Raw genomic sequence first — 13,035 nt, 5'->3', positions numbered from 1 at the left:
CCGACGGCTAGATTGCGCTGGCTCGACAACGGGGAAGGTTCTTCGCAAATGTCACTGCGCGTCCACCGTCGGATCACCCGACGTCGTGTGTTGGCCTCGGGTGGCGCGCTGGCCGCGGCCACCGCCGCGCCCTCGGTGCTCGCGGCGCCCGCCGCCCCCGCCCGGGCCGACGGTCCCGGCTACGACCCCGAGCAGCGCTTCATCCAGCTCGTGGGCGGCGGTAACGGGGTCATCTTCGCCATCCAGGCCGACGGATCGCTGCTCTGGTACCGGCACTGGGGCTGGCAGACCGGCGTGACCGGGTGGGCCACCGGCTCCGGCCGCAAGATCGGTTCGGGCTGGCACCAGTTCCGCACGGTCCTCGGCAGCGCCGACGGCTCGCTCTACGGCGTGCGGGCGGACGGCACGATCCACTACTACCGCTACGTCTGCACCAACTACACCACCGGGGCCGGCTACTGGAGCGGCAGCAGGCAGATCGGCAGCGGCTTCCAGAAGTTCCCCCGCCTGTTCGGCTTCGGCGGCACGGTCTACGGGGTCGACGCCGAGGGCGACCTGTACGGCTACCAGTACACCCCGTCGACGGGGAAGTGGACCGGCGGCAGCCGGATCACCCGGGGCTTCAAGAGCTTCCAGGGCGTGGCGGACGGCTCCGGGGTGATCTACGCGTACCGGCACGGCGCCATCTACTGGTACCAGCACCTGGGCGGCGGCAGGTGGGCGGCCGGCTCCGGCATCCGGATCGGCAACGGCTTCAACGAGCTGACCATCAACGGGCTGATCTGCGTCGGGCAGGGCACCCTCTACGGCGTGCAGCCGAGCGACCCCACCCGGCGCGCCACCGGCAGCCTGGTCACCTACCGGATCACCAACTGGTCCAAGGCGGGCACCGACCGGCGGGCGACCTGGGCCAACGGCGGCTCCGGCCGCACCGTCGGCAGCGGCTTCACCCTGCAGAGCCAGGCCGCCCTCCAGGGGTACGCGCGGACGCCGACCGTGACCGCCGGCTCGACCGCGCGGATCGCGGTCTCCACCACCTTCCCGACGCTCACCGCGTCGGTCGTACGGGTGGCGCCGAGCGAGGGCGCGCCGGAGGTGGTGAAGGACCCGACCGGCGTGACGGGCAGACTCCAGGTGCTGCCGACCGGCTACCTCCAGTCGGGCTGCGACTGGTCGGACACGCTGACGCTGTCGATCCCCGAGAGCTGGCCGTCCGGCCTGTACGCGGCCCGGCTCGAGGGCCCGCACAAGCTGCGCCGGCACGTGCCGTTCGTGGTGAAGCCGGCGACGCCCCGGCACGACATCGCGATGCTGCTGCCGACGAACACCTACCACGCGTACAACACGTGGGGCGGGCACTACCAGTACTGCGGGGACATGGCGGGGACACGCACGTTCTCGCTGCGCCGGCCGTCGACGGAGCTGAACGTCGAGGCGACCGGCAACCTGGAGCACACCCTCTGGTCGGACGTGCTGCTGATGCGCTGGATGACCCGGCAGGGGCTGGAGTTCGACTGCTACGACGACACCGACCTGCAGGTCTCCGGCGGCTGGCTGGCCCGGTACCGGGTGCTGGTGCTCGGCAGCCACCCCGAGTACTGGTCGGAGGAGATGCGCCAGCACCTCGCCGACTACCTCGCCGGCGGCGGCCGGGTGATCTACGCCGGCGGCAACGGTCTCTACGAGCGGGTGCGGTTCAGCGCGGACCGCAGCGCCGTCACGTTCCGCACCCCGGAGGGGCGGCGAGACACCTACAACTCGCTGGGCCTGCCCGCCTCGCAACTCGTCGGGGTCAACTACACCAGCGCCAGCTGGTTCACCTTCGCCCCGTACGCGGTCCTGCGCGACCACAAGCTGCTGGCCGGCACCGGCCTGACCGTGGGCAGCCGCTTCGGCCTCGCCGGCTACAACGGCGCGGCCAGCGGCTGGGAGACCGACGCCATGCTCGGCCTGGACGGCGAGGCCGATTCGACCGAGGTCATCGCCCGGGGGCAGAACACCGGCGGAGGCGCGGCCATGGTGCTGGTCGAGAAGCCCAACGGTGGCTTCGTCTTCAGCGCGTCCTCGATCACCTTCGCCGGGGCGCTGGCGACCGACGCGGCGATGTCCCGGCTCTTCCGCAACGTCTTCGACCTCGCGCTGGTCGAGGGCCCGGCGGTCCGCCGGACGACGGCGCCGCGGCAGCGCACCGCCCCCGCGCCCGACCAGCTCGAACCCCAGCCGCTGGAGTGACCCCCGGAGCGGGTCGGCCGGCAGCGCCCTGTCGATCCGCTCCGACTAGGGTCGGCCGAATGTTCGACCTCCTCGTGATCGGCGGCCTCGGCGTGGACGTGCGGGTGCGGGTGCCCGCGATCCCGCTGCCCGCCGCGGACTCCGTCACCGTCGACCCCATCGAGCTGCGGATCGGCAACACCGGTTCCGGGCTGGCGCTCGCCGCGCACGCGCTCGGGCTCCGGGTGGCGGTGGTCGACGTCCTCGGCGCGGACCCGGCCGGGGACGTGGTCCGGGCGGCGCTGGCCCGCACCGGTGTGCACGCCGTGCTCGGCGACGCCCCGGCCGGCACGCGGCGGTCGGTGAACATGGTGGACCCGGCGGGGCGGCGGATGTCGCTCTACGACCCGCGTCCGTGGCGGGGGCCGGCCCCGTTCGCAGCGGCCGAGCTGGCGGCGCTGGCCCGCGACTCGGCGCACGTGCATCTGTCGATCATGGACTGGGTCCCTCCCCTGCTGCCCGCCCTGCGCGCCGGGCTCGCCGACGGGGCCGCCCTCTCCACCGACCTGCACGACTGGGACGGCGAGAACCCCTACCACCGCCCCTTCGCCGAGGCGGCCGACGTGGTCTTCGTCAGCGGGGTCCGGCTGGGCGCGGGCTCCGACGCGCTGGCCGCCGCGCTGGCGCCCCGCACGGTGCTGGTGACCCACGGGGCGGACGGCGCCGACCTGCACACCGGCGACGGCGGGCCGACCCGGGTGCCCGCCGCCGAGGCGCCCGCCCCGGTCGTCGACACCAACGGCGCCGGGGACGCGTTCGCGGCGGGCGTGATCGCCGCCCGGCTGCGCGGCGTGCCGCCGGCCGCCGCGGCGGCGTACGGGGCCCGGGTCGCGGCGGCGGCCTGCACCCACGACGGCATGGAGTACCCGGCCGGCCTGCTGCCACGCCCCTGACGTCAGGGGCGGGAGGCACCGCCTCCCCGGGTGGCCGTCAGACGGCGCCGGTGGCGCCGTCGGTCAGCTCGCGGAGGATGTCGGCGTGCCCGGCGTGCCGGGCGGTCTCCTCGACCATGTGCACCAGGATCCAGCGCAGCGAGACCTCGCCGAGCTGCGGGTGCGGGACGACGTGGTCGAGGTCGAACCGCCCGGCGACCTCCCGGGACCGGGCGCACGCCCGCTCGTACGCCCCGGCGAGCCGCTCGACGGTGTCCTCCGCCGTCAGCGCGAAGCTCGCCGACGCGTCCTCCTCGGAGGTGAGGTAGACGTCGTCCGGGCCGGGGGCGAGCAGGCACGGGAACCAGTTCCGCTCCACCAGGGTCAGGTGCTTGACGAGACCGGCGACGGTGGTGGCCGAGGGCACCAGCCGGCGGGCCGCGTCGGCGTCGGAGAGCCCGCGCAGCTTGCGCAGCAGCACTCCCCGGTGGAAGTCGAGGAACGCTTCGAGCACGGCCCGCTCGTCGCCCGTACGGGCCAGCACCGGGCCGAGCGTGGGGTCGATCGGAATCTCCGCCATCCGCGGACCCTAGTCGTCCGGCGGGCCGGCGCGCTGCCCCTCGCCGTGCCGTCCGGCGGGCCCGCGCGCTGCCGCGCTATCCGCTGCGGGGTCGGGCCGGGCGGGGCAGGATGGGCGCATGGCATCAACGGCAGAAATCCCGCTGGTGGGTGGCACGGCCGACGGCGAGACGGTCACCGTCGAACTGGACACGAACGGCCGCCCGCCGCTGACCCACCACCACCTCGGCCCGGAAGGGCTGGCCGAGGCGGAGATCTACGAGCTGGAGTCCGTGGATGCCGGGGCCGACGGGTGGCGCTACTGCTGGCGCGGGCCGGCGGTCTGAGCCGGCCCGGGGCCCGGGTTCGGCGGCGGGCCGGGGCCGGTGGGCGTCGCCACCTCAGGACACCCCGCTCAGGGTGCGGGCGCGGAGGCTCTCCAGCACCGCCCGGGTGACCTGCGAGGTCCCCCGGGCCTCGTCGCACACGCCGGCCACCCGCCGGGCGGTGGCCTCGGCCCGCTTCTCCCGCTCGTCCCAGAGCCGGTCGACCTCGGCCAGCAGCGGGCCCTCCACCTCCCGCTCCACGCCCCGCAGCGCCGGCACACCGAGCCGCTGGGCCAGGTCGAAAACCTTGCCGGCGTACGGCAGCGGCAGGAACGGCGTGCCGACCATCGCGGCGAAGATCAGGAAGTGCAGTCGCATGCCGACGGCCAGGTCGAAGTGACGCATCAGCCCGAGCACCTGCTCGGGCTGATAGCTGCCGTGCAGGATCCGGCCCCGCTCGGCGGCGGTCATGTGCGACAACACGCCGTGGGAGTGCCGGATGTCGTCGCGCTCCATCGGGACGAAGAGCACGTACGCGTCGATCCGGTGCACGAGGAAGTCGCCGATCTGGGCCAGCAGGCGGTGGTAGCCGTCGACGTCGAGCCGCTCGGCGGCCCGGCCCGGCTCCCGTACGCTCATCCCGACCAGCCGCTTCCCCGCCGGCACGCCCTCCTCGCGGAGCAGCTCCGCCGGGAAGTCCTCGGGTTCGAGCAGGAACGCCGGGTCCGCGGTGACCGTGATCGGGTTGAGCAGCCCCGCCTCCTCCAGCACCATCCGGGACTCCTGGTCCCGCACGGTCACCTGGGCGGCGCTGGCCAGCGTCTCCCGCACCATCCCGGTGTCGATGCTCTCGCTGAGCGGCCCGACCCCCACCGCGTACGTCAGCAACGGCAGCCCGCGCTCCTGGGCGACCCGGACCACCCGCAGGTAGCGGCGGGCCTCCCGGTCGTAGAGGATGCCGCCGCCGCCGAGGATCAGCACGTCGAGCTGGCCCAGGACCAGCGCGGAGTCGGTGCGGCTGATCCCCTCCCACGGCACCGCCTCGACGTCGGGGTGGGCGACCCGGGTGTGCTCGGGGTTACGGGAGAAGACGATGATCCGCCCGTCCGGCTCCTGCTCCCGCAGGTCGGCCAGGAGCCCGGTCAGGATCGCCTCGTCGCCGAGGTTGCGGCCCCCGTACGAGCCGAGCACGCCGATCGTCAGTCCGCCGCCACGCGTCATCGGTCGCTCCTCCCCAGGTGCGTCCGGGGACGGATTCCCGCTGCGCCGGGGAACACTCCTGGGCGACCGACCCGGGCGGGGCGACGCGCCCCGTCGCGTCCGGTCCCCGGTGTCCGGGCGTGGTCACGTTCCGTGGGTCACCGGTCGGTCGCGCCGCCCACCAGCCGGGACACGAACGCCACGACCACCTCGTCGGGGTCGAAACCGGCGTCGATGGACGTGCTGAGCAGATCGAGCAGCAGCCCGTCCATGGCGTAGTGCAGCAGGGCGACCTCGAACGCGCCGCCCGGCAACCCGGACGCGACGTGGAACGCGACGTCGTCGCGGTAGCCCCGGCGCAGCGTGTCGCCGAGGACCCGGGCCAGGTCGGGGCGGCGGACCGCCTCCAGCCGCAGCTCGATCAGGGCCCGGGTGAGGTCGGGCTGCCGGGTGGTCCGCTCGACGATGTACCGCAGGTAGTCGACGAACAGCTCCAGCGACGGCTCGCGGGCGCCCAGCTCGGCCAGGACCTCCTCGTCCGGGGCGAACCGCTCCATGATCCGCTCGCCGAGCGCGCCGAGCAGGGCGTCGCGCGAGCGGAAGTAGTTGGAGGCGGTGCCCGTCGGCACGCCCGCCTCGGCGTCGACGGCCCGGTGGGTGAGCCCCCGCGCCCCGGTCGCCGCCAGCACCCGCAGCCCCGCGTCCGCCAGGGCCGTCCGCCGCTCCACGTTCCGCGCCATGAGAAGAACCCTAGCAGGATCCACGACGGCTGTAGTACAGTCATCCACGACACCAGTAGTGATTGGGGAACCGGTTTGCGCAAGCTCGTGTACTACATCGCCAGCACCCTCGACGGCTTCATCGCCGCCCCCGACGGGTCGCCCGACTTCTTCCGTCTGGACGCCGACCTAGCCGCGCACCTGGCGGCGAACTGGTCGCAGACGCTCCCCACGTTCACCCACCCGCAGTTCGGCATCGACGAGCCAAAGGGCCGCTTCGACGCCCTGGTGATGGGCCGTGCCACCTACGACCCGGCCCTCAAGATCGGCGTCACCAGCCCGTACGCCCACCTGAAGCAGTACGTCTTCTCCCGCACCCTGCCCCCGGCCGCCGAGCCGGAGGTGGAGATCGTCTCCACCGACCCGGTCGAGTTCGTCCGCGAGCTGAAGCGCCGGCCCGGCCGCGACATCTGGCTCTGCGGCGGCGGCCAGCTCGCCGGCCAGCTCCTGCCCGAGGTCGACGAGCTGATCATCAAGCTCAACCCGTACGTGATCGGCAGCGGCATCCCGCTCGCCGACCGCGGATTCGACCCGCGCCGGTTCGACCTGGTGGGCACCCGCCCGTTCGACAGTGGCGTCGTCATCCTCCACTACGCCCGCCCCACCGAAGCCGGGTAACCGGGCCGCCGGAGGGGGCGGACGCGGGAACCGGACCCCGCGTCGGCCCCGGAACGAGGCGTCCGATCGCCGCCAGACCGGGATCGGCCGCCCACCGACGATCATTGGCATGACGACACTGAACGGAAAGGTCGCCCTGGTCACCGGCGGCGCCCGGGGCATCGGCGCCGCCGTCGCCCTGCGCCTGGCGCAGGACGGGGCCGACGTGGCGATCACGTACGAGCACTCCACCGACCGGGCGGCGGTGGTGGTCAAGCAGGTCGAGGCGCTCGGCCGGCGGGCGCTGGCGGTCCGGGCCGACAGCGCCGACCCGGCCGCCGTCCGCGACGCGGTCGACCGGACGGCCGCGGTGCTGGGCCGGCTGGACATCCTGGTCAACAACGCCGGGGTCTTCCTGGTCGGCCCGGTCACGGAACTGGGCGACGACGAGGTGGAGCGGACGCTCGCGGTCAACGTCCGGGCCCCCTTCCTCGCCGCGCAGGCCGCCGCGCGCCACCTCACCGAGGGCGGCCGGATCATCAACATCGGCAGCAACGTCGGGGAGCGGGCCGTCTTCCCCGGCCTGTCGCTCTACTCGATGAGCAAGACCGCGCTGGTCGGCCTGACCCGGGGCCTCGCCCGGGAACTCGGCCCGCGCGGGATCACGGCCAACCTGGTGAATCCGGGGCCGACGGACACCGACGCCAACCCGGCGGACGGGCCGAACGCCGCCGCGATCGCGGGCTTCACCGCCCTCGGCCGCTACGCCGCGCCGGCCGACATCGCCGCGACCGTCGCACACCTGGCCGGCCCGGAGGCCGGCTACGTCACCGGGGCGGTGGTCAACGTGGACGGCGGCTTCACCAGCTGACCCGGCGCCGGGCGCGGCGGTGCTTCCGGGCCCACCGCGCCCGGCCCCGGTCCGCGTCCAGCCCGGCCCGGCGGGTCCCGGCGTCAGCCGGGCGTCGCCACGGGATGGGTCAGGAACGGCAGGACCGCGGCCGGCAGCGCCGGCGAGGCCGCGATGTCGTAGTGGGTGAGCCCGGGCAGCACGGCCAGCCGGGAGGCCGGCCGGTCGGCGCCGTCCCCGCCGGCGTCGCGGTGGCCACCGCCGAGCAGCCCGAAGAACTCCACCATGTGCGCGGTGCTGACCGAGTCGGCGTCGGCGAAGACGAGCAGGGTGGGCGCGACGAGGGCGGCCACCTCGGCCGACCAGTCGTAGTCGCGCCGCAGCAGCTCGCCCGTCTTCGCCCAGAGCGTGGGCCAGTCCTCCGGCCGGGGCGCGATCCGCGTGTAGAGCTGGTGCGGCGGCGTGCCGCGCATCCGCTCGCCCGCCTCCTCGTCGGGCTCGGGCATGCCCGCCAGCACCTCCGGATACCAGCCCTGCCGCCGGCACGGCGCGGAGACGACGACCAGCCGGCGCACCAGCGCCGGATGCTGGATCGCGGTACGCAGCGCCACCCCGCCGCCGAGCGAATAACCCAGCAGGTCGGCCTCGGCCAGGCCGAGCCGGGTGACAAGCGCCGCGACGTCGTCGGCTATCGACTCGAAACGCAGCGGACGGTCGACGTCGGCGGTGCGCCCGTGCCCCTGGAGGTCGACCGCGATCACCCGGCGACGCGCGGCCAGGGCCGGCAGGATCGCCGAGAACATCTCCACCGCCCCGAAGCCGCCGTGCAACAGCAGCAACGGCCGGCCCTCGCCGTGTTCCTCCCACCACAGACGCAGCCCGTTGACCTCCGCGTAGCTCATCCCCTCATCCAACCCCGTCGGTACGCCATCCGCCGGCCGTCCGGCGGCGGGCAGGCCGAGGAGCTGTGCGCCCGGGCACTGCGGACGGCGTACGGGGCGAGGCGGTGACACGATGACGCGATGTCCGTTCCCACGCAGGTCGCCCTACGTCCGCAGTACCCGGTCCGCACCGAGCGGCTGCTGCTGCGGCCGCTGACCGGCGGTGACGTCGACGCGCTGCTCGCCTACCGCAGCCGACCGGACGTGTGCCGCTACGTGCCCTTCGAGCCGATGACCCGCCAGGTGGTCGTCGACCGGATCTCGTCGGTGTGGGCGCGCCGGGAACTCACCGACGAGGGGCAAGCGCTGACGCTCGGCGTCGAGGTCGCCGACACCGGCGAGCTGGTGGGCGACGTGGTGCTGTTCTGGCACAGCCGCGTGCACGCGAGCGGCGAACTCGGCTACGCGGTGAATCCCGCCTTCGGCGGCCACGGCTACGCCACCGAGGCGGCGCGGGCCCTGCTCCGCCTCGGCTTCGAGGACCTCGGCCTGCACCGCGTCGTCACGCGGGTCGACGAGCGCAACGACCCGTCGGCGCGGCTGGCGCGCCGGCTGGGGATGCGGCAGGAGGCCCGCCTGGTCGAGAACGAGTTCTTCAAGGGCGGGTGGAGCACCGAACTCGTCTTCGCGATGCTCGCCGACGAGTGGGCCGCGCGTCGCGGAATCTGAACCGGCCGGGCCGAGGGCGCACGGCGACACGTACCGGAGGCCGCCGGCTGACACCGGCGTGCCGTCCTCCCGGCTACAGCCGCTTGCGCATCTGGAGAGCCATCACCTCGAAGCCCATCTGTTCGTACACCGTCCAAGCAGTTGTTAACCCCGCTTCCGGACTGCCCCGCGCAGGCGCCGTCCCGGCTATCCCGGTCGCACACACGGATCGATGACCGTGTAGGTCGCGCTCCGCGCCGTGCGGCCGTCCGCTGTGGTCGCCCTTACCGACCAGGTCAGCGTCGGCGCCCGCAGCCGCCCGACGGTCACCCGCGCGGCCGATCCGTCCGTCGTCATGGCCCGGACCGACGTCCTGCCCCCGGTGGGTGTCCAGCGAATCTCGGCACCGCTGAGCGCGGCGCTGCCGGTGGCCTGCACCGCGAGGCTGTACGTGTCCGCGCCACACCGCACCCGCGCGGTGGCGGAAACGGTGAACGGCGCGGCGACCTGCGGTGTGCCGGTCGGCCGGGGCACGGTCGGTGGTCTGGAGGTTGCCGGTGCGGAGCCGTCCGGCACGACGTCGGGCGCGGCGGGCGCATCCGTCCGGGCGGCCCCGTCGCCACCCGCTGGCCCGGCAGCGGTCCCGGATGTCGCACCGGTGGCGCCGGCCGGCCCCGGCGTGCCGGCTTGCGAGACCGTGCCGGACGGCAGCGGCGCGACGGCGGGCTCCGCCGGGCCACCGGCCGTTGATACGAGCGCCTCGGACACCGGTCGGCCGGAGCCGTCCCGGCCGGCGGTCGGGCGACCGGTTGTCAGTGCCCAGGTGCCGAGGACGGCGAGAAGGATCAGTAGAGCCGCGGTCGCGGCCATTCGCCGACGGCGCCGGTCGCGGCCCGGTTGGGTCGCCCGCACCGCGTGGTCCGCACCGGCGGCGGGCCGAACGGTACGAGACCGGCCGGACCGTGGCGCCGCCGCACGGTGCGCCGCACCGCCCGGCACCACCGCACCGCGCGGCACCGCCTCGCCGCCCGGGGCCACGCCCCCACCGCCCGGGGTCACCGCCCCACCGCCCGGGGTCACGGCCGCACCGCCCGGGGTCACGGCCGCACCGTCCGGCGGCGCCGCCTCGCCGGCCGGGGCCACGGTCTCGCCGCCCGGGGTCACCGCCCCGTCAGCCGGGGTCACCGCCTCGCCGGCCGCCGGCGCGGGCCCGTCGACCGGTCCGTCCGCCGGCCCGGCACCCTCCGCCACGGAGGGCTGGTCCGCCGCACGCGCCGGATCGGTCGCCGGGTCGGCCGTGACCGAACTCGCCGGAGTGTCCGCCGTCCCGGCCAGGACATCGGTCGCGCAGACCTCGGCCAGTCTCGGCCACACCGTGTCGGCAACGACCAGAAAGGCCGGCGCCGTGTACGCCGACAGCAGCGCGGACGGGCTGAGCTGTTCCCGTCGGAGCAGTCCGCACACCGCGCAGCTCTCGATGTGCCGCGAGACCCGCTTGCGCAGGGTCGGCGTGAGCCGACCCTGCCAGCCGTCGATCAGGCCGGCGAGGGTGGGGCAGTCCCGGGCCCCGGTACGGGCCACCAGCAGCGCCCCCAGCGCCCGTTCGAGCTGCGAACGAGCGCGCGACAGGCGGGCGTGCGCGTGGTTCGCGGGCACCCCGAGGGCCGCGCCGATGTCGGCGGACGACAGGTCGTGGCGGATGGCCAGGTGGACCACCTCGCGGTCGCCCGGGTTCAGCGCGGCGGCGGCACTGTGCACCAGGTCGCGTACCTGCTCGGCGTTGACGCCCGTGGCCGGGTCGACGGCGTCGGCCACCGGCTCGTCGGCCTCCTCTAGCGGCAGGGAGCGGGCCCGCTCCCGGAGCTGCCGGAGGCATTCGTTGCGCACGATCGCGTACAGCCAGGGGCGCAGCCGGTCGGGCTCCCGGAGCTGGCCGATGCGCTGGCTTGCGGTGAGGAAGGCGTCGTGGACGGCGTCCGCGGCGGCCTCCGGCTCGCGCAGCATGGTCCGGGCGTACGTGTACAGCCGGTCGGCGTACCGCCGGTACATGCCCTCCAGCCCGGCCCGCTCGCCGCGGCGCACCGCCTCGACCAGTGCGGTGTCGTCCTGTGCCGCCGTGTTCATCCGAATCCCTCGCTGCTCCTCGACGCGTCCAGTAAAGCCGCCAAATTTTTTCTTCGGGAGTTTCTGTTGGCATCCCGACCCCACCGCGCTCCTACCGGTGTCATCGCTACGAACAACCAGGAAGGAAAGACACCATGCGAGAGGGATCGAACCGCACCCGGTGGTCGCGTCGGACGGCGGCCGTGGGTGGGGCAGCGCTGAGCGCGCTCGTGCTCGGCCAGGTGGTCCTCACCGGGCCGGTGGCGGCGGTGCCCGGCCTGAGCATCAAGACGACGACCGGCTCCAGCACCACCTTCGCCAAGACGCAGAACGCGACCTGTCCGGCCGGCAGCAAGGTCATCGGCGGTGGCGGCGCGATCACCGGCTCGGGCCTCGGGCAGATCGGCATGGACATCATGCGGCCGCTGGTCGACGGCGACACGTACTCGGTGACCGGCCGGGAGGACGAGAACGGGTTCGGCGGCGACTGGGCGATCACGGCGAGCGCGGTGTGCGCCCCCGCGCCCGCGGGCCTGGTGACCGTGACCGGCAGTTCGGCGCCCAGCAGCTTCGGCACCTCGAACTGGTTCGAGAAGTCCTGCCCGGCCGGCAAGCACGCCATCGGGGTCGGTGGCGCGGTCGTCGGGGCGTCGAACAGCGAGGTCGTCCTGGAGGATCTGCGCATCAACCAGAACAGCGTCGTGGTCGCGGGCGCCGAGGACGGCACCGGCTTCGCCGGCACGTGGTGGCTGGACGCCACCGCGATCTGCGCCGACCCGCTGCCCGGTGAGCAGCGTGTCATCAACGACAGCCTCTACAGCTCCGCCGCCACCCGCTCTGTCGTGGCCACCTGCCCGTCCGGCACCCGCGTGCACGGTGTGGGCGGCGAGATCCTCGGCGGCGACGGCCAGGTGCGCCTGACCCAGATGCAGGCCACGACCTCGACCACCGTGACCGTCGGCGCCGCGGAGGACGAGGACGGCTTCAGCAGCAACTGGAAGGTGCGGGCGTACGCCGTCTGCGCGAGCTGACCGCCGGCCTGCCCAGCGGTACGACGAGCTGAGACGCAGCGGGCCGCCGGTGATCCGGCGGTCCGCTGCGCGTGCTGGTCCGTGTGGGCCCCTGTGGCCCCCTCGCCGCTCGTCCCTGAACTCCGCGCGCCCGGGCCGCCGTGGATTCATGTCGCCGCGTCGGACAAACGGCCGTTGTCACGTGGATCCGATGAAAAGTTCTTAAACTCGGACGACAACCGCAACCGCTTGGCCTGCGAACAGTCCTCACGGTAAGGATGAGCGCTCATGGACTCAGATTCGGACGAGGTAGATCTCAGCCCCGCGGAGCAGGAGGCGCAGAACAGGCTGCTGCAAGCTCTCGAAAGAGTCCAGACCATCTCGATGGCGCTCAACCATGTCGAGCATCTCCTGAATCCCGAAAACCCTTACACCCCAGCCATGAACACGCCGTCGGTCAAGGCTTTGCTGGGTCAGGTGAGGCCGGGTGAAACCGCCGAGCAGCGGCGCGACGCCATGCTCGAACTTCAGGCAAGGCTGACGGTAGCCAAGAAGGAGTACGAGAAGGCACTGGAAGAGGCGAAGAAGGTTTCGTCATGATGGGCGCCGAATGCGGCCCGGGAACGATGCTCGACCCAGCCCCACCGCCGCCACCAGGGTCCAAGACGCCTCGGGACGCGAAGAGGAGGCGCGATAGAGCCGACCGCCTTACCCACCGCCTGACAGGGGGGACACCATGACCGATGCCTTCACAACTGTGTGGCGCCCGGGCGACGGCACGCAGTGGGTGCACTGGGGCATGTCGGAAGACGACTTCAAAGCCAAGGACTCCACCTACTTCCCACAAGGACTCCGCATCACCACCCTCCTGATCAAGGAC

The 13,035-nt window shown here is 73.8% G+C and carries 13 protein-coding genes; 8 read left to right on the top strand and 5 right to left on the bottom strand.

What is annotated here, in order from left to right:
- The first annotated feature begins 48 nt into the window (after nt 1-48).
- Together ACZ6O2_RS04965 and ACZ6O2_RS04960 are read left to right on the top strand one after the other, a co-directional pair.
- Complete coding sequence (locus ACZ6O2_RS04965; RefSeq protein ID WP_466022041.1) at nt 49-2,232, top strand: N,N-dimethylformamidase beta subunit family domain-containing protein; 2,184 nt, start codon at nt 49-51, stop codon at nt 2,230-2,232.
- A 59-nt stretch (nt 2,233-2,291) separates the two neighbouring features.
- Nucleotides 2,292-3,164, top strand: coding sequence for a carbohydrate kinase family protein (locus tag ACZ6O2_RS04960; protein WP_466022040.1), 873 nt, complete (start codon nt 2,292-2,294; stop codon nt 3,162-3,164).
- A 37-nt stretch (nt 3,165-3,201) separates the two neighbouring features.
- Here ACZ6O2_RS04960 and ACZ6O2_RS04955 read toward each other — a convergent pair whose 3' ends face one another.
- Entirely contained in the window at nt 3,202-3,723 is a 522-nt protein-coding gene (locus tag ACZ6O2_RS04955; RefSeq protein WP_350707788.1) for a DinB family protein, read from the bottom strand.
- Nucleotides 3,724-3,841: 118 nt separating this feature from the next.
- On the opposite strand from ACZ6O2_RS04955, the gene ACZ6O2_RS04950 reads away from it, so the two are divergent.
- Nucleotides 3,842-4,048: a hypothetical protein gene (locus tag ACZ6O2_RS04950; protein WP_350707787.1), complete on the top strand. Its 207-nt coding sequence runs from the start codon at nt 3,842-3,844 to the stop codon at nt 4,046-4,048.
- Between the two features lie 54 nt (nt 4,049-4,102).
- Here the strand turns inward: ACZ6O2_RS04950 and ACZ6O2_RS04945 are convergent, their stop codons facing one another.
- On the bottom strand, nt 4,103-5,248 hold the full coding sequence (locus ACZ6O2_RS04945; protein WP_350707785.1) for a polysaccharide pyruvyl transferase family protein: 1,146 nt from the start codon (nt 5,246-5,248) through the stop codon (nt 4,103-4,105).
- A 137-nt stretch (nt 5,249-5,385) separates the two neighbouring features.
- Entirely contained in the window at nt 5,386-5,967 is a 582-nt protein-coding gene (locus tag ACZ6O2_RS04940; protein WP_350707783.1) for a TetR/AcrR family transcriptional regulator, read from the bottom strand.
- 75 nt (nt 5,968-6,042) lie between these two features.
- Between ACZ6O2_RS04940 and ACZ6O2_RS04935 the strand changes: the two genes are divergently transcribed.
- Nucleotides 6,043-6,624, top strand: a complete 582-nt coding sequence (locus tag ACZ6O2_RS04935) for a dihydrofolate reductase family protein (protein ID WP_350707781.1) — start codon at nt 6,043-6,045, stop codon at nt 6,622-6,624.
- Nucleotides 6,625-6,733: 109 nt separating this feature from the next.
- Nucleotides 6,734-7,474: an SDR family NAD(P)-dependent oxidoreductase gene (locus ACZ6O2_RS04930; protein WP_466022039.1), complete on the top strand. Its 741-nt coding sequence runs from the start codon at nt 6,734-6,736 to the stop codon at nt 7,472-7,474.
- An 83-nt stretch (nt 7,475-7,557) separates the two neighbouring features.
- Here the strand turns inward: ACZ6O2_RS04930 and ACZ6O2_RS04925 are convergent, their stop codons facing one another.
- On the bottom strand, nt 7,558-8,355 hold the full coding sequence (locus ACZ6O2_RS04925; protein WP_466022038.1) for an alpha/beta fold hydrolase: 798 nt from the start codon (nt 8,353-8,355) through the stop codon (nt 7,558-7,560).
- A 120-nt stretch (nt 8,356-8,475) separates the two neighbouring features.
- On the opposite strand from ACZ6O2_RS04925, the gene ACZ6O2_RS04920 reads away from it, so the two are divergent.
- A complete protein-coding gene (locus tag ACZ6O2_RS04920) occupies nt 8,476-9,063 on the top strand; it encodes a GNAT family N-acetyltransferase (RefSeq protein ID WP_466022037.1) in 588 nt (195 codons plus the stop codon).
- A gap of 186 nt (nt 9,064-9,249) precedes the next feature.
- Here the strand turns inward: ACZ6O2_RS04920 and ACZ6O2_RS04915 are convergent, their stop codons facing one another.
- Nucleotides 9,250-11,166 carry a sigma-70 family RNA polymerase sigma factor gene (locus ACZ6O2_RS04915; protein WP_466022036.1) on the bottom strand — a complete coding sequence of 639 codons (1,917 nt, stop codon included), beginning with the start codon at nt 11,164-11,166 and terminating at the stop codon, nt 9,250-9,252.
- 134 nt (nt 11,167-11,300) lie between these two features.
- Here ACZ6O2_RS04915 and ACZ6O2_RS04910 point away from each other — a divergent pair, with 134 nt between their 5' ends.
- Both ACZ6O2_RS04910 and ACZ6O2_RS04905 read left to right on the top strand, forming a co-directional pair.
- Entirely contained in the window at nt 11,301-12,176 is an 876-nt protein-coding gene (locus ACZ6O2_RS04910) for a hypothetical protein (protein ID WP_466022035.1), read from the top strand.
- 267 nt (nt 12,177-12,443) lie between these two features.
- Nucleotides 12,444-12,755 carry a hypothetical protein gene (locus ACZ6O2_RS04905; RefSeq protein ID WP_350707770.1) on the top strand — a complete coding sequence of 104 codons (312 nt, stop codon included), beginning with the start codon at nt 12,444-12,446 and terminating at the stop codon, nt 12,753-12,755.
- Nucleotides 12,756-13,035 lie beyond the last annotated feature (280 nt).

The sequence above is a fragment of the Micromonospora sp. NPDC048040 genome, from assembly GCF_055587185.1.
Note: the sequence above shows the minus strand (reverse complement) of the source record. Positions and strands in the feature narration are given on the sequence as shown.